The organism is Flammeovirga sp. MY04 (assembly GCF_001682195.2).
Taxonomy (GTDB): Bacteria; Bacteroidota; Bacteroidia; order Cytophagales; family Flammeovirgaceae; genus Flammeovirga; species Flammeovirga yaeyamensis.
Genome location: NZ_CP003560.2, coordinates 2,011,519 through 2,031,423, shown reverse-complemented (window position 1 = coordinate 2,031,423; position 19,905 = coordinate 2,011,519). Strand labels below are relative to the sequence as shown.

11 protein-coding genes and 4 tRNA genes are annotated in these 19,905 nt (G+C 35.4%); 14 read left to right on the top strand and 1 reads right to left on the bottom strand.

The annotated features are described in order from the left end of the window. The first annotated feature begins 27 nt into the window (after positions 1–27). Positions 28–2,436 carry an endonuclease MutS2 gene (locus MY04_RS08150; RefSeq protein ID WP_066208482.1) on the top strand — a complete coding sequence of 803 codons (2,409 nt, stop codon included), beginning with the start codon at positions 28–30 and terminating at the stop codon, positions 2,434–2,436. Positions 2,437–2,726: 290 nt separating this feature from the next. Here the strand turns inward: MY04_RS08150 and MY04_RS08145 are convergent, their stop codons facing one another. Further along, complete coding sequence (locus tag MY04_RS08145) at positions 2,727–4,403, bottom strand: alanine/glycine:cation symporter family protein (RefSeq protein ID WP_066208480.1); 1,677 nt, start codon at positions 4,401–4,403, stop codon at positions 2,727–2,729. A gap of 419 nt (positions 4,404–4,822) precedes the next feature. On the opposite strand from MY04_RS08145, the gene thrS reads away from it, so the two are divergent. From thrS to MY04_RS08080, 13 genes are all read left to right on the top strand, one after another. Next, positions 4,823–6,748, top strand: coding sequence for a threonine--tRNA ligase (gene thrS / locus MY04_RS08140; RefSeq protein WP_066208478.1), 1,926 nt, complete (start codon positions 4,823–4,825; stop codon positions 6,746–6,748). 86 nt (positions 6,749–6,834) lie between these two features. Continuing rightward, positions 6,835–8,040: an L-2-hydroxyglutarate oxidase gene (gene lhgO / locus MY04_RS08135; protein ID WP_066208475.1), complete on the top strand. Its 1,206-nt coding sequence runs from the start codon at positions 6,835–6,837 to the stop codon at positions 8,038–8,040. Positions 8,041–8,218: 178 nt separating this feature from the next. Beyond that, a tRNA-Val gene (locus tag MY04_RS08130) sits at positions 8,219–8,296 on the top strand. A 20-nt stretch (positions 8,297–8,316) separates the two neighbouring features. Then, a tRNA-Val gene (locus MY04_RS08125) sits at positions 8,317–8,391 on the top strand. A gap of 18 nt (positions 8,392–8,409) precedes the next feature. After that, positions 8,410–8,487: transfer RNA gene (locus tag MY04_RS08120), tRNA-Val, on the top strand. 22 nt (positions 8,488–8,509) lie between these two features. Next, positions 8,510–8,584, top strand: a tRNA-Val gene (locus tag MY04_RS08115). A gap of 175 nt (positions 8,585–8,759) precedes the next feature. Beyond that, a complete protein-coding gene (gene guaB, locus MY04_RS08110) occupies positions 8,760–10,235 on the top strand; it encodes an IMP dehydrogenase (RefSeq protein WP_066208473.1) in 1,476 nt (491 codons plus the stop codon). A 172-nt stretch (positions 10,236–10,407) separates the two neighbouring features. Further along, positions 10,408–11,682 carry a replication-associated recombination protein A gene (locus tag MY04_RS08105; protein ID WP_066208471.1) on the top strand — a complete coding sequence of 425 codons (1,275 nt, stop codon included), beginning with the start codon at positions 10,408–10,410 and terminating at the stop codon, positions 11,680–11,682. 235 nt (positions 11,683–11,917) lie between these two features. After that, entirely contained in the window at positions 11,918–12,748 is an 831-nt protein-coding gene (locus MY04_RS08100) for an aldo/keto reductase family protein (protein WP_084005806.1), read from the top strand. 158 nt (positions 12,749–12,906) lie between these two features. Further along, positions 12,907–14,265: a hypothetical protein gene (locus MY04_RS08095; protein ID WP_066208467.1), complete on the top strand. Its 1,359-nt coding sequence runs from the start codon at positions 12,907–12,909 to the stop codon at positions 14,263–14,265. 47 nt (positions 14,266–14,312) lie between these two features. After that, entirely contained in the window at positions 14,313–17,468 is a 3,156-nt protein-coding gene (locus MY04_RS08090) for an nSTAND1 domain-containing NTPase (protein ID WP_066208465.1), read from the top strand. Between the two features lie 54 nt (positions 17,469–17,522). Further along, positions 17,523–18,566: a porin family protein gene (locus MY04_RS08085; RefSeq protein WP_066208463.1), complete on the top strand. Its 1,044-nt coding sequence runs from the start codon at positions 17,523–17,525 to the stop codon at positions 18,564–18,566. Position 18,567: 1 nt separating this feature from the next. Then, positions 18,568–19,824, top strand: coding sequence for a hypothetical protein (locus tag MY04_RS08080; protein ID WP_066208461.1), 1,257 nt, complete (start codon positions 18,568–18,570; stop codon positions 19,822–19,824). The last annotated feature ends 81 nt before the right edge of the window (positions 19,825–19,905 follow it).

Here is a 19,905-nt window from a genome sequence, read left to right as displayed (position 1 = left end):
TTGCTATAAAAAGAACAAAGGAAAAATATGTTATATCCGAAAAATTTAGAAGAAAAGCTTGGTTTTGATAAACTGAGAGAAATTTTAAAGGATAAATGTAATGGAGAAGTAGGGCGTAGTTATGTAGATCGTATGCGTTTTACTTCTGATATAAGATTCATAAATCAGCGTGTCGCCCAAGTGGATGAATGCGTTCGTATTTATGAAGCGGGGGAATCATTCCCTCACTCAGGCTATATTGATGTAGCCAACTATTTAGATAAGTCAGAAATTATCAATGCATTTCTTTTAGAAGAGGAATTATTTGATTTAAAAACGGCTTTAAGTACGCTCAAAGAATGTCTTCAATTTTTTAATGCTTGTGATCCTACTTTATATCCTGAGTTGGTAAAAGTGAGTGAACACATTGAATTCAATCCTTTAATTCTAAATCAAATTGATATGATTTTAGATGATAAAGGAAAAATTAGAGACAATGCCTCTCCTGAATTAGTGAGTATCCGTTCTCAACTCAACAAGCAGTTGAACAGCTTGAGATCGAAAACAGCATCAGTGATGCAGTCCATGAAGAAAAGTGGATATGCTAAGGAAGATGCAAAACCCACTTTAAGAGAAGGTAGAATTGTAGTACCGGTACCTGCTGAACATAAAAGACATGTCACTGGCTTTGTACACGATGCTTCATCAACTGGTCAGACAGTATATATCGAACCTCAAGAACTTTTGGATCTGAATAACTCTATCAAAGATTTAGAACTAAGAGAAAGACAAGAGGTTATTCGTATTCTTACTGAAATCACAAATAAGATTAGACCTGAAGTGCCAGGTTTAAGAAAAGGTAATAATTACTTGGGTATTATTGATTTTATCAATGCAAAAGCAAAGTTTGCCATGCATCAGGAATCGATTAAACCTGTTATTGTAGACGAACCTTTAGTGGCTTGGTATCATGTGGCACATCCCATACTTCTTAACTCATTTATGGAGCAAGGAAGAAAAGAAGAGGTGGTAAGACAGAAGATTGAGTTGGATCAAGAAAGAGGTCGTGTTCTTGTGATTTCTGGACCAAACGCCGGTGGTAAATCTATTGCAATGCAAACTGTAGCATTGGTACAATACATGTTCCAATGTGGTATGCTAGTTCCTATGGTTGAAGGATCTAAGATGGGTGTTTTCGAAGATATCATGATGGATTATGGTGATGATCAATCTTTAGAAAATGACCTTTCAACGTATTCTTCTCACCTGACCAACATGAAAGCGATGTTGACAAAAGGAGGAAGTAAGACTTTGGTACTGATCGATGAATTTGGTTCGGGTACTGAACCGGAATTAGGTGGTGTAATAGCGGAATCAATTCTTGAAGAAATGAACCGTAAAGAGATGTGGGGTGTGATTACCACTCACTATGCAAACCTTAAATTCTATGCAGAAAAACAGCAAGGATTACAAAACGGAGCTATGCGTTATGATGTGGAGAACCTTCAGCCTTTATACAAATTAGAACAAGGTCAGCCGGGTTCATCTTTTGCTTTGGAAATTGCTCAAAAGATTGGTTTGCCCAAAAAGGTAGTCAATATTGCTAGACATAAGGCAGGGCGTAAGAAGATTAACATGGAAGAGTTACTTCGAAATCTTGAACAAGAAAAGAAGGAACTTAACCAAAAAAATAAAGAAATTAATCGTCTTGAGCAGAAGTTGTCATCTGCCAAAGAAAAATTTGAGAAACAGTCTTTGGATCTTCAAAACAAAAAAGTGAAGATCATGAATAAGGCTAGAGAAGATGCTCAAAAGGTACTGGATACAGCCAATCAGAAGATTGAAAAAGCCATTAAGGAGATCAAAGAGACCAAGGCAGATAAAGAAAAGACAAAACAGTTACGTCAAAATATAGAAAACTTCAAAAACTCTAATAAACCAAGTAAAAAGAGTCAGGATAAACCTGAGGAAGTGTACGAGGTCATTGGAGGTACTATTGTTGTAGGAGACGCCGTAAGGGTGAAAGGTCAGAATACAATGGGTGAAGTGGCATCAGTTTCACAAAGAGAAGCAGAGATCTTAGTAGGAGAACTTCGCACAAAAGTGAAGCTGAACCGTTTGGAACGTATCAGTAAGAAAACTTTCAGAAAAGAAACGAGAGAGAAACATTCTACAATGAGTGCAGCTTCTAGTATCACCCAAAAGAGAATTGATTTTAATACTCAATTAGATCTTAGAGGGAAAAGGGCAGAAGAAGTGATGTACGAATTAGATGACTTTATGGATTCTGCCATCATGTTGGGAGAAACTGAAGTAAGAATCCTTCATGGGAAAGGAACAGGTGCTTTAAGAGAAGTAGTAAGAAATCACTTGAAATCTTTCCGAGGAATAAAAAATGTTTCCGATGATCACCCGGATCGTGGTGGTGCCGGAGTAACTGTAGTTACATTAAGATAATTCAATATTCAGCTTACAAATTATCAATTTTGTATTATTTATAGTGATTTTATGATTATTTCCTCAAATGTGTAAAATGTTAATGACATAATCATTAAATATCATTTGTTAATAATAAGATTATTGTATATTTGAATTAGTCAAAAGTTAAGGCTTTGTCTTAATCCTTTGTCTTCATAGCTGGTTGAAATCGTGAACTTAACAGTTTACGTCTTTATGTTACTACATAAAGTAAAACGCCCAACATTTCAAATGAAATGTTGGGCGTTTTTTTATCTGAAAAGCCACTATTAAATGTCAGCTCCGAATTTCGATTTCATATGGTCTTTATATTCTGATAGACTACTCTTCATGTCCTTACTTAATATCAAAATACCGATAAGGTTAGGGATAGTCATTAATGCTATGGTAATTCCGGAAAGTGTCCAGATAATTGTAGTATCAGCAAAAGAACCAACAAAGAAAGCCACTACATATACACCTCTGTAATATATTACAGATTTCGGTCCTAATAAGAACGTCATGGCTCTATCACCATAATACGACCATGAAATGGCTGTAGAAAAGGCAAATAACAAAAGACCAATAGATACAATGAATTTACCTTTTTCTCCGAAGTAACTTCTCTTAAAGGCTTCACTTGTAAGTGGTGAACTGTGAATTAATGATTTGCCATTAATGACCAATTTATCTAGCCAATTGATTTTACCATCAACTACTTCTAGCTTACCAGAGAACTTCTCTCCATCATAGCTGATCATTACATTTTCAGCAAGAGATCGTGCATGGATAAGAGAAACAGAGTTCATGATCTTACCATTCACCACTTCCAATGAACCATTAAATAAAGGTAGTTTTTCTTCTCCACTCACATGCTTTGCAAGAAGCAAACGGTCATTATTTGGATTACTTTTGTTGTCATCATATTGTTGACTCAAAACAACCAAGTCTGTTTGTTGGAATTTGTTGTCTAACTTTTCTCTCCAGACATTCGATGAAAGAAGGGCAAGACCTGTTAAAGAACAGATCAGAATAGTATCAATAAATGGCTCTAAGATGGCTACCATACCTTCAGAAACAGGTTCTTTTGTTTTTGCAGAAGCATGGGCAATTGGTGCAGAACCTTGTCCGGCCTCGTTAGAGAAAAGACCTCTGTTGACACCTCTATTAAATGCGTAAGCTAATGACGCTCCAAGGAAACCACCTGTAGCTGAAGTGCCACTAAATATATCAGACATGATTCTACTGATAGAATCAGGAATGTTTTCAATGTTATAAAAAATTACTGCAATACAGCCGATAAAGTAAACAACAGCCATTAAAGGCACTAGTTTTTCAGTTACCGCTGCAATTCTACTAATACCTCCTAGAATTACAAAAGCTAATAATACAGAAAGGATTGCTCCCGTTATATATGTTTCTATACCAAATGTGGCATGAATAGAAGAGGCAATACTGTTTACTTGAGGAAGGTTACCCGTGCCAAAAGAAGATAATACAGTAGCTATGGCAAAAATTACTGCCAACCATTTCATGTTCAATTTGTTTTTCATGAAATACATTGGTCCACCTGCCATGGTTCCGTCTGCTGTTTTTTCTCTGTATTTATGAGATAATGATACTTCTACAAATTTTGTCGTCATACCAAAAAAGGCAGTCACGATCATCCAAAATAAGGCTGCGGGTCCACCAAGGTGAATAGCTAATGCGACACCAGCAATGTTACCCGTACCAACAGTACCTGAAAGAGCTGTTGCTAAGGCTTGGAAGTGTGAAGTGTCACCTTCATCATCACTCTCGTCAAACTTGCCTCGAACAACATCAAGTGCATGTTTAAAGAAACGTATCTGAGGAAACTTTAAGTAAATTGTGAAAAATAAGCCTGTTAGCAATAGTAGTGCAACAAACCAATTAGAACCACCGATATAACTGTCGATTAGACTTAATATCTCGTTTAATTGTTGCATTTTTTAAATAAATAATTGAAAGTATGTGAATAATATAGAATTGCGAAAATAGGAAAGAAAAGGGGGAATCCTAAAAATTTTATAATATCATATAAAAAAATCAATAAATCGGAGGTGATTTTTAGATGCTTTATCATTTGTGTTTTGTTATGAAAAATTTAGTAAATAAACTCATCAATGATTTTCATTCCTAAAATGAATAGTTGGATAAGTTTACTTTAGAAAAGTAATCCATAAATCTTTTTTATAGATATGTAGTTAAAGTATTAATATTTAAGTTATAACACTTATTCTATTTATTTGTAAGGAAAAAAGCGGTAAATATGTTAGCTTGCACATCGAAATTCTCACAGCAAATTTTGTGGTCAGTTGTAGGGGCACAAATGGGGGGATTTAAAAATTAAAATTTATATACCACAATGATTAAAATTACATTACCGGATAATTCGGTAAGAGAGTTCGAAAGCGGAGCGTCTTCATTGGATGTAGCAAAGAGCATCAGTGAAGGATTGGCTAGAAATGTACTAGCAGCAGAAGTAAATGGAGAAGTTTGGGATGCTACCAGACCATTGACCGCAGACTCAAATGTAAAATTATTAACGTGGAATGATACGGATGGCAAGCAAACTTTTTGGCATTCATCAGCTCACTTAATGGCAGAAGCTTTAGAAGCTTTATACCCTGGTGTAAAATTGGGTATTGGACCTTCTATCGAGAATGGTTTCTACTATGATGTAGATTTCGGTGATCATGAATTCTCATCTGAGGAACTAGTCAATGTAGAGAAGAAAATGAAAGAACTAGCAAAGAAAAAGAATATCTACGTGCGCGAGGATATTTCTAAATCTGATGCTGTTCAATATTTCGAAGAAAAAGAAGATCCATACAAATTAGACCTTTTAGAAGGTTTAGAGGATGGACAGATCACTTTTTACAAGCAAGGAGAGTTTACCGATTTATGTCGTGGACCACATATTCCTCATACAGGTTTTATCAAAGCAATTAAATTGATGTCTGTTGCAGGTGCTTACTGGAGAGGTGATGAGAAAAATAAAATGTTGACTCGTATCTACGGTATTACATTCCCTAAAGCAAAGGAATTAACAGAGTACTTAGAGAGATTAGAGGAAGCAAAGAAAAGAGATCATAGAAAAGTAGGTCAAGAGTTAGATTTATTTACTTTCTCTCAAAGAGTAGGTCAAGGTCTTCCTCTTTGGTTACCAAAAGGTACTACTTTAAGAGAGCGTTTAGAAAACTTCCTTAGAAAAGCACAGCAAAAAGCGGGATACCAACAGGTAGTTACTCCACATATCGGATCAAAAGATCTATATGTTACTTCAGGTCACTACGCTAAATATGGTGAGGATTCATTCCAACCAATTCATACTCCACACGAAGGTGAAGAGTATTTATTGAAACCAATGAACTGTCCTCATCACTGTGAAATCTACAGATCAAGACCTCGTTCGTATAGAGATCTTCCTGTAAGATTAGCAGAATTTGGTACTGTATATAGATATGAGCAATCAGGTGAGTTACACGGATTGACTAGGGTACGTGGTTTTACTCAAGATGATGCTCACTTATTCTGTCGTCCTGATCAAGTAAAAGAAGAATTTGGTAAAGTAATCGACTTGGTACTTTATGTATTTAAATCATTAGGTTTTGATGATTACTTAGCACAAATTTCATTACGTGATAAAGAAGATAGAGCGAAATATATCGGTAATGAATCGGATTGGGATAGAGCAGAAAAAGATATCGAAGAGGTAGCAGCTGAGAAAGGTTTAAAGACAGTGGTAGAATATGGCGAAGCTGCATTCTATGGTCCAAAACTAGACTTTATGGTGCGTGATGCTTTAGGTAGATCTTGGCAGTTAGGTACTATCCAAGTGGATTATCAATTACCACAACGTTTCGAATTAGAATACAAAGATTCTGATAACTCAATGAAACGTCCGGTAATGATTCACCGTGCGCCATTTGGGTCAATGGAACGTTTCATTGCTATTCTAATTGAGCACACAGGTGGTAATTTCCCATTATGGTTAGCACCAGAGCAATTTACTTTACTTCCAGTTTCTGATAAATACAATGATTATGCATACGATGTATTGTCAACTTTAGAAGAAGCAGGATTTACAGGTAATGTAGATGCACGTGCTGAGAAAATTGGTAGAAAAATCCGTGATGCAGAAGTTCAGAAAACACCATATATGTTAATTGTTGGTGAAAAAGAAATGGACGGTACTGCAGTTTCAGTAAGAAAGAAAGGTGAAGGTGATATCGGTACTATGTCAGTAACTGATTTCGTGGAGCTTTTCAAAAAAGAAACAGCGGTATAAGCTATAAATAATTGAATCAATGAGCTATCAGAAATTTTTTGATAGCTCATTGTTGATTTAAATAACAAACTAAAATAACAACAAAGATGGTCTATGATGTAATCATTGTGGGTGCTGGTATTGTCGGCATGGCTACCGCAATGAAGATTAAACAACAGAAGCCAGATTTTAAAGTACTTGTACTTGAAAAAGAGGGTGACGTAGCACAACATCAAACAGGACATAATAGTGGGGTGATTCATTCTGGACTATATTATAAGCCGGGATCCCATAAAGCATTAAACTGTATTGATGGTTACAATCAATTAATCAAATTCTGTGATGAGGAAGGTGTAAACTACGATTTATGTGGAAAAATTGTAGTAGCCACTGATCAAAAGGAATTGGATAACTTAAATACACTTTATGAAAGAGGTGTAGAAAACGGTTTGAAAAACCTAAAGCGTCTTACAGCGGCTCAGATTAAAGAATATGAGCCTTACTGTAATGGTATTGCAGGTTTACATGTGCCTCAAACAGGTATTATTGATTATACTGAGGTAACAAAAAAATATTTAGAGGTATTTCAAGATCGATTAGGAGGAGAAATTCGTTTCCATAGTAAAGTTGAAGAAATTCGCTTGGGAAGTATTGGTGTTGAAGTAATTACAGGTAGAGAAACATTCAGATCGAAATTAGTAGTCAACTGTGCAGGTTTATATAGTGATAGAATTGCTCAATTGGCATTAAAAAAATTGGATGTGCGTATCATTCCTTTTAGAGGGGAATACTACGAAATTAAGCCGAATAAACATTATTTGGTGAAAAACTTAATCTATCCTGTACCAAATCCTGCCTTTCCATTCCTAGGAGTTCACTTTACTAGAATGATTAATGGAGGAGTAGAAGCGGGACCAAATGCAGTGCTAGCTTATAAACGTGAAGGCTATAAGAAAACTGATGTTAACATTTCTGAACTAACGGAGTCTTTGACTTGGAAAGGATTCTTAAAAGTAGCATCAAAATATTGGCCTACAGGTTTAGGTGAAGTCTATAGATCATACTCAAAAGCAGCCTTTACAAAAGCATTACAACGTTTACTGCCTGATTTAAAGCAATCTGACTTAAAAGTAGGTGGTTCTGGCGTACGTGCACAAGCATGTGATAAAAATGGAGGATTAATCGACGATTTCTTATTTGTTGAAGAAGATCGTATGATTAATGTGCTAAATGCACCTTCTCCAGCAGCTACATCATCATTAGCTATTGGTGATACGATCGCTGCTAAAGCCATTAAAAGGTTAGAGAAATAATATATTCAATGCGTATAAAGAAATAAAGTTGAAAAATTTTATTTTTTTATACGCTTGAAATTCAGTCTTTAGTTATATCATTTACTTTTTTTTACACTAGAATGTTTGTAACTAAAAGATCTCCTCTTACCTTTGCACTCGCAATGACACAAACGGTGTCAATAAAAACAGATTTAATGGGATGTTAGCTCAGTTGGTTTAGAGCACCTGCCTTACAAGCAGGGGGTCATTGGTTCGAATCCAATACGTCCCACCACTTACACAGAAGGTGTATTTGGGGTGTTAGCTCAGTTGGTTTAGAGCACCTGCCTTACAAGCAGGGGGTCACTGGTTCGAATCCAGTACGCCCCACGATCAGAATTATTTATTGGGATGTTAGCTCAGTTGGTTTAGAGCACCTGCCTTACAAGCAGGGGGTCATTGGTTCGAATCCAATACGTCCCACCAATCTACACATTAGGTGTAAATTGGGATGTTAGCTCAGTTGGTTTAGAGCACCTGCCTTACAAGCAGGGGGTCACTGGTTCGAATCCAGTACGTCCCACAAAAAAGACAAGGACATACTTGAAGTTACAAGTATGTCCTTTTTTTGTTGCCTGAAAATCAATTTTTTACGTTTTATACTTTATTCAGAAAAAATTATTAGAAATATAATTGATAAACCGATTAAAGTTATAATTTTGCATCGCAAATAATAACAGTTAAATTATTTGCTTCAAATGGCTATCGATCCAAGTAAAGTTTTGTATGAAGCACTCACATATGATGATGTGCTTTTAAGACCAGGTTTCTCAGAAATTCTTCCTCGAGACACTACAACAAAAACAATGTTGACAAAAAACATCTCTCTGAACATTCCTTTAGTTTCAGCAGCGATGGATACAGTAACAGAGGCCGACCTGGCAATCGCTATGGCATTGGAAGGTGGATTAGGTTTTATCCACAAGAACATGACCATCCAGCAACAAGCTTCCCAAGTACGAAAAGTCAAGCGTTCTCAGTCAGGGATGATTTTAGATCCTGTGACGTTAACAGCAAATAAAACATTATTCGAGGCTAACGAATTAATGAGGGAATACAAGATTGGCGGTATTCCAGTGGTAGATGATGAGGGCATCCTTATCGGTATTCTAACAAATAGAGATTTAAGATTCCAAAAAGATTTATCGATTGCAGTGAAAGATGTGATGACTAGAGGAGAGTTGATCACTGCTGCTGATGGCGTAACTTTGGAAGAGGCTCAAGAAATCCTTCAAGAGCACAAAATCGAAAAACTTCCTATCGTAAGTAAGTCAAACAAATTAGTTGGACTAATCACTTACAAGGATATCCTTAAAAACAAGAATAGACCTAACGCTTGTAAAGATAAATACGGTCGTTTAAGAGTTGGTGCTGCAGTAGGTGTTACTGGAGACATCATGGAAAGAGTTTCTGAATTAAAAGCTGCAGGTGTAGATGTTATCGGTATCGATACTGCACACGGTCACTCTAAAGGAGTAATCGACTGTCTGAAAAAAGTGAAGAAAGAATTCCCAGACTTAGATGTAATCGTAGGTAACATCGCAACAGCAGAAGCAGCGAAAGCATTGGCTGAAGCAGGTGCTGATGGTATCAAAGTAGGTGTTGGTCCTGGTTCTATCTGTACTACACGTGTTATTGCAGGTGTAGGTGTGCCTCAGTTATCAGCTGTATTCGAAGCAGCGTCTGTATTGAAAGATATGGGTGTTCCTTTTATTGCTGATGGTGGTGTTAGATTCTCAGGTGATTTAGTGAAAGCTATCGCAGGTGGTGCTAACGTTGTAATGATTGGTTCATTATTAGCGGGTACAGATGAGTCTCCAGGAGATATGATCATCTTCGAAGGTCGTAAGTTTAAAGCGTACCGTGGGATGGGTTCAGTAGAAGCCATGAACCAAGGTTCTAAAGACCGTTACTTCCAAGATGCAGAAGACGACATTAAAAAACTAGTTCCAGAAGGTATCGCAGGTCGTGTACCTTACAAAGGAAAAGTAGAAGAAGTATTGTATCAATTAGTAGGTGGCCTTAAAGCAGGTATGGGATACTGTGGTGCAGGTACTATTGAGCAATTGCATGAAGCTAAATTTGTAAAAATTACTGGTGCAGGTGTGAAAGAATCTCACCCACACGATGTGACAATTACAAGAGAGGCTCCAAACTATTCTTCTAAGTCATAGTTTTTAGAGCATATTAATAAAAGGTCAAGTGATGTATCGCTTGGCCTTTTTTTATACTTAATTCTCAATAAGTATTAATCAAAACCTTTAGTTCTAAAAAATTAAACAATTGCTATAAAAAGAATCATTTTTTGATTTAAATTGCAACATCAAATAATAAAATGAAATAGTCATGATAGTAGCTACCCCATTAGCAGAACGTATGCGTCCTAGATCGATTCAGGAAGTGGCAGGTCAGAAACACTTGCTAGGCCCTGATGGTGTATTTACAAGAATGGTCGAGAGCAAGACGATTCCATCTATGATTTTATGGGGCCCTCCAGGTGTGGGTAAAACAACATTAGCTAGACTATTGGCAGAATCGACTAAAAGACCTTTTAAAACACTCAGTGCGGTCAGTGCTGGCGTGAAAGAAGTGAGAGAGGTGATAAAAGAAGCAAGTTTTGCCTATGGTACAATTTTATTTATTGATGAAATCCATCGTTTTTCAAAGTCTCAACAAGATGCCTTATTGAACGCAGTAGAAAAAGGCATTATCACTTTAGTAGGGGCAACCACTGAGAATCCTTCTTTTGAAGTCAATTCCGCTTTAATATCAAGATCTCAGGTATATGTGCTAGAAAACTTAAGGAAAGATGATTTACTTCAGTTAGTGAATCGTGCTATAAAGGATGATGTGGTGTTAAAAAAGAAGAACATCAACATAAAAGAGCATAGAGCATTACTAAGATACTCTGGAGGTGATGCAAGACGTCTGATGAACCTTTTGGAGTTGTCTGTTGAAGCAGCTAAAGAAAATGAGGAAGGGGAATACGAAGTGAATGATGATTTAGTGGCGCTAATAGCACAGGAAAAGGCCGTTCATTACGATAAAAAAGGAGATGCTCATTATGATATCATTTCAGCTTTTATTAAATCAATTCGAGGATCCGACCCCAACGCCGCAGTATATTGGCTAGCAAGAATGATTGAAGGAGGTGAAGATCCTAAATTTATAGCAAGACGTTTGATTATTTCCGCATCAGAAGATATAGGTAATGCAAACCCTACTGCTTTAATTATGGCAAATAACTGTATGCAAGCCGTACATTTTGTGGGTATGCCCGAAGGAAGAATCATATTATCACAAACGACCACTTATTTGGCTTGTTCTCCAAAGAGTAATGCAGCTTATGCAGCAGTAAAAGACGCACAGAAAATTGTAAAGACTACAGGGGATTTACCTGTACCATTACATTTGAGAAATGCTGCTACATCTTTAATGAAGGAATTAGGATATGGAGATGCATATATATATCCCCACAACGATCCTCAAGGATTCCAACCACAGGAATATATGCCGGAAAGTTTAGAAGGGAAGATCATTTATCAGCCAAAACAAAACCCTAGAGAGCAAGAAATGCTGAAGAGACTTCAAAATATGTGGAAAAATAAGTATCAATATTAAAAAGGTGATATTAATTACCATTATCATGATATAAGTGTTGAAAACACCTTTCAAAATAACTGTAAATAATATTTATCACGATTAAGTGTTGTTTTGACTGATATTAAACCATGCTAACTGCTGATATTTGTCAATGTTTGTAAAGAATTAAAGAATGATATTGCTAATGTAATAACACAAACACACACATTCGCAACGATTAATTAACAATAGACAACCATTAGACAGCAGTATTATGATTAGCATTAAAAGACGTAAGTTCAATATCTTTGATATGAACGGTACTTTCACACTCAGAAATACCGTAAAAATGCCTTTCTTAGGAATGAACATCTCCCAAATTTCAGAAGGCATGCCAATTTACAATGCGACAAAGAGAGCCCTACAAATTGGTTATAGATATTTTGACTGTGCCACTCGATACAATAATATGATCGGATTCGGAAAAGCGATTAACGAATCGGCAATCGACAGAGACCAATTATTTGTTTCATTAAAAGTGGGAGATGAATTCCATGGTTTTGATAACACCATCAACGTATTTAACGAGACATTAAGAAAAGCAGGATTGACCTACATCGATTTATTAATGATCGAACATCCTCTTGATGAATCGACAGAAGAAACTTGGAGAGCATTAGAACAGCTTTATGTTGAAAGAAGAGTGAGAGCAATTGGTGTTTGTAATTTCACTATTACACAATTAGAGCAATTAATTGATCATGCTGATGTATTCCCTGTCGCTAATCAAATAGAATTTAATCCAATGGTATTGGATCCAGAAATGATGAAATACTGTGAAAATAATGGTATACAACTCATTTCTATAGGTGCATTAAAGCATGGAAAGGTATTAGAACTACCAGAAGTAGTGAAGATAGCCGAAAAATACAATGTAGCTCCTTGTCAAATTGCATTAAGATGGATTTTACAAAGTGGAGTGGTGACTTTACCACAAGCTGAAGAGAGAGATCATTTACTTAGAAATTCTGCTTTATTCAATATTGAATTATCTGATGAAGATATGGAGTTATTGGATGGAATCTCAAATGCTGAATTAGTATAATTCTAATATTATTATAGATTTTTAATATAAAATAGGTTTAACGTTGCGTTAGACCTATTTTTTTACGTATTTACCGTGCTGTTAATAACTGTTATGGAATATCTTTTGTAGAATATGTAAACAAACAACTACTGAAGAACTAATTTGAATTTTTCTCTATGCTTATACAAATCGAATGTGTAACTACTCAAAATGATCTTAGTGAACAACACCAAGAGTTAGGGTACTTACTTTCAGATGCGTTACAAGTATCCTTTAAAGAAATGAAAGGTGTTTCTGTAGAGACTAGAGTAGGATACACACAAACAGTTTTAGTGGAGGCTGATATTGTTGTCTATTTTTTAGTGGATAATGAAGCATATCTGAATGATGTTATCCTAGATTCATCAAAGAAGAACTATAAACTCTTATTGCATGATATACCAAATAACCAACAACCTGATGCACTAAAAGGGTTGCAATCGTATTATCTTTCAAAATTTGAAACAAGAATTAATAAAAAAGTAACTCTAGAACTTCCTATTCAAGAAGGTTATAGAATTTATTTTTGGTTACTGATTTCAGATTTAGCGTTAGATATATATGAATATCAAATAGATAAAGTAGATTATCAAAGGAGTGTTTTTTTAGGAGAAACTTCAGATGATTTGAGAATGGAACGTTTACTCCTTAAAAGAGACTTAAAAGCATATGGATATCAAGTATATCCTACTGTTGATTATGGTCAAAATACGAACGATATATCTACTCAGCAATATCAAGATTTAAGTAAATCAACAGTAGCAATTCATCTTGCTGGAGGAAGAGATGGAACTGCTTCTGATAACGAAGTTTTTTCTGTTCAGGAATGGGAGGAAAAAGTTACGGAAGAGTATGTTTGTGACCATCAAGAGACATTTAAAAAGTTAATTTGGGTGCCTCCAGCGATTCGATTTGAGTCGGATAAACGTAAGTTTTATGTTGAAAAACTATTGAAAAATATAGATGAACATGAACTTTCTCTTACGTTTAGAACAGATCTCGAAAAATTTAAATCAATTATTCATAGCGAATTAAGAGATTTAAGGCAAGAAAATTCATACGACGACGTTGATGATATGTATAAGCGTAAAGTTTATATTATGAACGATATCGTTGATAAAACCAAAGCCAATGGCCTAGCCTCAAAGTTAAACACGATGGGGTTTGGCGTATTGAAATTGGACACTGGACAAGGGGCAAAACTGATGAGAAGGCAACATCAGAGACATTTGCAATTGTGCAACAGTACAATTGTTTATGTTGATAATGCACCTATCGAGTGGATAAAAGCAAAGCTTCAAGATAATTTAAGAGCTTCAGGTTTAGGCAGAAAAGAGCCATTAAAAGTGAAAGCTATAGTTTGTTCTAGCTTTTCAATGGTTACAGAAATAACAGATCTATTAGAGCATAATCCCTTATATCAGTCAGTAGGGGTTTTCGCAGATGATGATGTAATGATTTCTGATGATTTAATCAGTTTTTTGTCAACTCTTTAAAAAGATTTTTTGTATTTTAATTAAAATATTTCTCTAGCTGTTTTTAAATGAATTCTTTTTCATCTTCAAATACTGAAACGCAAAAGTTAATCGTTGCCGGGCAGTTCAATCCATTCCCAGGATTGAGACCGTTCCGTACGGACGAAACTTTTTTGTTTTTTGGTAGAGATGGACAAACGGAAGAAGTCTTATGGCGACTAGAGAAAAATAGATTCGTAGCTGCTTTAGGTGCATCCGGTTCAGGTAAATCATCACTTATTTATTGTGGTCTTATTCCAGCTCTTCAAGGAGGCTTTATGGAAAAGCAAGGGTCACAATGGAACGTGTCTACCTCTAGGCCAGGAACAGACCCAATTCAAAATTTAGCGAAAGCAGTATTAGAGTCTACTAAATCTTATCACAAAAAATCAGATGAGGATAAAGAGTTATTGCTGAATGTTGCGGTAACAATGTTGTTATCATCATCAAAAGGTTTGGTGACTCTTGTAGAAAAGTTACAAGAAGAGGAAGGGGAGAATTTTCTGATATTAATTGATCAATTTGAAGAGTTATTTAGATTTTCAAGATTAGAGTCAGAAGATTTATCAATGGGAATGGCTTCGGCTTTTGTCAAATTATTAGTTGAAGCTACTAAGCAAGCTAAAGTCCCAATCTATGTAGTAATGACTATGCGTTCTGACTATATTGGTGACTGTGCAAGATTCCCAGAATTAACTTACCTTATCAATGAAAGTCATTACTTAATTCCTCAAATGACTCGTGTGCAGAAGCAAGAAGCCATTATGGGGCCTGCTGCTGTAGGAGGAGCAAAAATTAGTTCTAGACTTTTACAAAGACTACTTAATGATTTAGGAGATACACAAGACCAATTGCCAATTATGCAACATGCCCTAATGAGGACATGGGAGTATTGGACGGGTCACTCAAATATTTCTGATGAATTAGATATTCATCACTACGAGGCCATAGGTGGTATGGCCGAGGCGTTATCCCAACACGCCGATGAGGCTTTCAGAGATTTATCTGAAGAAGAAAAAATCGTCTGTGAGAAAATATTCAAAGCCTTGACAGAGAAAGGAGAAGATGGTAGAGGTATTCGTCGCCCAACAAAAGTGAAGATACTTGCTCAAATTGCAGGTTCTGATGTTGATGTGATCGAAAATATTGTTGATTGTTTTAGAACAAACGGTCGTACTTTACTAACTCCTGATCAATCAGTAGAATTAACTACAGAATCTGTTGTTGATATTTCTCATGAATCTTTGATGCGTGTATGGATACGTTGTAGAGATTGGGTAGATGAAGAATTTGAAGCTGTAAAAATATACAAACGTTTATCGGAAGCTGCTGATTTATATCAACAAGGAAAAGCAAGTTTGTGGAGGCCACCTGATTTGTATATTGCTATTCAGTGGAGGGAAAGATTTAAACCAAATTTAGCTTGGGCAGTTCAATATGAACCGTCATATGAAAGGGCCATTACTTTTTTAAAGAACTCTCAGGAAGAATATGAGGAGGAACAAAGAGTAAAAGAACGCCTTCAGAAACGTATTGTCAAAAGAACAAAGATTATTGCCTTAATTCTTGCAGCAGCAACTATTGGAGCAATTATGCTTGTGATTTTTGCACAAATGAAAGCACGTGCGGCGGATATTGCCCGTGAAGAAGCTCAAGAATTTGGTGAACAAGCAAACAAAAATGCTAAAGCGGCAGAAGAGGCTTTAAAAAGGGCCGAAACTGAACAAAGAAAAGCGGAGGAAGCAGCAGATGAAGCACAACGACAAACTTTAATTGCTCAAGCGGCAAAAGATTCTGCTGAATATCAAAAGAATTTGGCTCTAGAGCAAACAAGACTAGCACTCTTAGCACAAACAGAAGCAGAGAATCAAAGATTAAATGCTGAAAAAGCGAAAGAGGAAGCTTTGGCGAGTGCTCAATTAGCAAAGGTGAGAACGAGAGAAGCTGAGATACAAAGATTGAACGCAGATGCTGCAAAAGCATCAGCCGATACTTTACGTTTCCTTTCTATTGCTCAAGCCCTAGCAGTAAAATCACTTCAAATAAAAGATCCAGCACAAAAAGCATTATTGGCATCCCAAGCTTATGCATTTAATGAACAGTATAAAGGATTAAATCCTCACCCGGATGTATTCCAAGGTTTATATCAATCAATTAAAAGCTTTAAAGGGGAGAACTTTAACCTTATGAAAGGTCATGAGGACTATGTAAGAACTTTATATTATGATCAAGACGAGAAAACACTATTCTCTGCTGGCTCTGATGGAGCAATAAGATCATGGAAAGATGGAAGTTTAGAATCCGAAATTCTTTCCGATGATAATGGTGTTGTGAGAGGATTAATCATATCAAGAGATAAAGGAAGAGCCGCTATTTACACTGAAAGTGGAAGCGTGAGAATTTTTAGCTATCCTGAATTTAAGTCAATAAAGAAAATAAAAGTATCCAAAGGTCAATTATGGGCAGGTTCATTTGATCAGTTCGGAGATCGATTGTATGTAACAGGACAGAATAAGAAAATCTATTCTGTAGATAATGAATCATTTGCGGTATCTGAATTCAAGACATCAAACTCAAAAATTACTTCTTTACATATTTCGAATTTAGATGGTAGCCTTTGGGCTACAAAAACTTCTGGAGAAGTATCAAAATATTGTTTAGACAATGCTTGTGATGAACTTGCAGTTTATGGTGGAAAAAATATAGCCGGAACGGCATTGGCATTTTCTTCTGATGGAAAAACGGTTGCATTAGGTTTTGAAGATGGTAAGTTAATTTTATGGGATCGACTAACTGGTACTGAAATAGATAACTTACAAGGTCATGATACTAAAGTAACAAGTTTAAAATTTGATGAAGAGAAGCACCGTTTAGTAAGTACAAGTTTGGATGGATCTGCCAGAATTTGGAATGTGGAGAAAGGTAGAACCAATGAATCTCCAATAATCCTAAATGATCTTGGTGCTTGGGCGTCCGAAGCCACATTTGCACACCATGGGGACTTACTTTATGTGGGAACCTCAGGACACGACTTAAGAAGATATGAATTAGATATTCCTACAATGTCTGATAATGTTTGTGGCTTAATGCAAAGAAAAGAAATGACGGATAAAGAATGGGTTAGATATGTAGGTGAAGGAATTGAAAACAGAAATGTCTGTAGTGGCGAAGCTCTAAACCAATAAACATTTTTTGATAAAACCATCAAATATCAATTATTTATGCGATTTCGAATATTGATGAAATACTATTTTTTGCTTGTTATCGCATTTTTAATGCTTCAAAATTTACAAGCTCAAGAATGTGAAGAAGCTTATAATAAAGCTAATACTTTTTATACGGAAGGTAAATTATTGCAAGTACCAATGACATTACAGGATTGTATTGATCAAGGTTTTGAGTCTTCATCTAAGCAATTAAATGCAAGAAGACTTGTAATACTTTCTTACCTTTATTCTGATAATATAGAAGAAGCAGAAATAGCAATGCTTGCGTTGCTAAAAGAAAATTCTGAATACAAACCAACTTCCTCTGACCCTGCAGAACTAAGAAACCTATGGGGTAAATTTAGAACACGTCCAATTATGTCTTTCGGTGTTTTTGGAGGGGCGACTTATAATTCTGCTAATGTATCTCAAACTTACGGAGTAGGCCCAGAAGAAAACCATTCGGAAGTAGAATACAAACCTAATTTAAGTTTTAAAGTAGGTGTGTCCTATAATTATTTTTTAAGTAATAATGTTCAAATTAACATCTCCCCAAGTTATGAAAGTGTCGCCTTTCAAACGGAAGAAAACCCATTAGATATATCAGAATCTCTTCTAAAAGAAACTCAGAGTTTTATTGATATGCCTTTAGCAATCCGCTTTGTATTGCTACCAAATAAAAAATTGAGACCCTTTATAGGTGTAGGTGGTTCTGCAAAATTATTACTTAATGCTTCTATTGAAGGAGAAATGGTTTATGAAAGCCCTGATGTTGTAGATATTGAAGCAACTCCAATTGATATTACTAAACAAAGAAAAAATTTGATGTATGGAGCCATGTTACAGGCTGGTTTTTATTTAAAAACTAGGTACTCCCATTGGACTGTAATGGCTTCTTATTATTATGCCTTGCAGAATTTCAATAATCCAAATAATCGATATGATAATAACGAATTGATATTTAATTATGGTTATGTAGATAATGATGTAAGGATGGATATACTTACGCTGACAGTTGGAATTTCCATCGATTTTTACAGACCTAAGATATATAGAAAGTATAGAAGCATTGATTAATATGAAAAGATATTTCTATTTAATATTGTTTTTTTGTTTGACCGCCTGTGAAACAGAAACTGCCTATGAAAAAGGTGATACCTTCATTAAATTCTTTGGAACAGACGGAATGGAAGAAGGTGTAGATTTTTTTGTTGATAATGAAGGAATTTACTTACTGGGAAATACTGATAATTCTGGCAATTCAGATTTAAACCCTTCTGCTGTCTTAATATACACAGATTTAGATGGTAATGAGATATGGTCAGAAGTCCTTAAACTTGGTAATGAAGATGGTAAAGAAATAACTGATAAAGCAGTTGGGATTACAAAATTGAACAATGGAGAGGTTGTCGTTTTAATTAATAGAACTGAGGATGGTATTGAGAAAGGAATATTAATCAATGTTGATCTGAATGCACCAAGTGCGAGTAATTATGTAGAAATAATTCCTACTGTTGAAGTGGTCAACAAAGTTAATTTTAATGATATACAATCAACTTCTGATAATGGTTTTATTATTATAGGTGAAGTGAGGAATTTCGAAAACCCTGATTCAAATATTAACGATTCTGATTGGGATATGATTTATATTAAATACGATCAATCGCTTAATAAAACTTTAGAAAGAATAAGAGGATTCGGGAATAATTCAGATGACTTTGGTAATTCCGTTGTAGAAGGACCAAACCAAAACTACTATTTGTTTGGTTCAGTTACTGTCGAAAAAGAGAACCCGGATACAGGTACAGAATTCATTTCAGATGTTAGAACTGTTAGGGTAAACAGTTTATTGGACATTGTATGGGATAAAAAATCATCCTCTAGCCTAAATGAGTATGGTTCTAAAATCGTTAATTATACAAATGTTAGATATGTATTAGGCGAACAAAAAGTGTCAGAACAAAATACTAATTTGATTTTTTCAGAATTAAATGAAAATGGAGACCCACTTTTTGTTCGAGACTTTGGTCACGCAGATATAAATAGGGCAGGTGATATGGTCATTACTCCGGATGGATGTTTTATAACAGGTGCTGCTTATGAAAATAATAATTATAATATTGTTATTTGGAAAGTATCTCATGAAGGAGATAAACTTTGGTCTAAGAGTTTTGGATTTGAAGGGGAAGATTTTGGCAGTAAGATTTTTGTTCAGAGTGACGGAAGTATTTTAGTTATTGGGACCGCAAATTTTGGTAGTCTATCAAAATTTTGTTTGATAAAAACAGATAAAAGCGGAAACTTATCCATCATTTCAGAAGAAAAAGAAATGTAATATTTTAGTAAAGAACCTACGTCGAAATTGACTTATTTACCAAAAAAGTCACTAAATAAACAAACATATTGCCTATTCTTA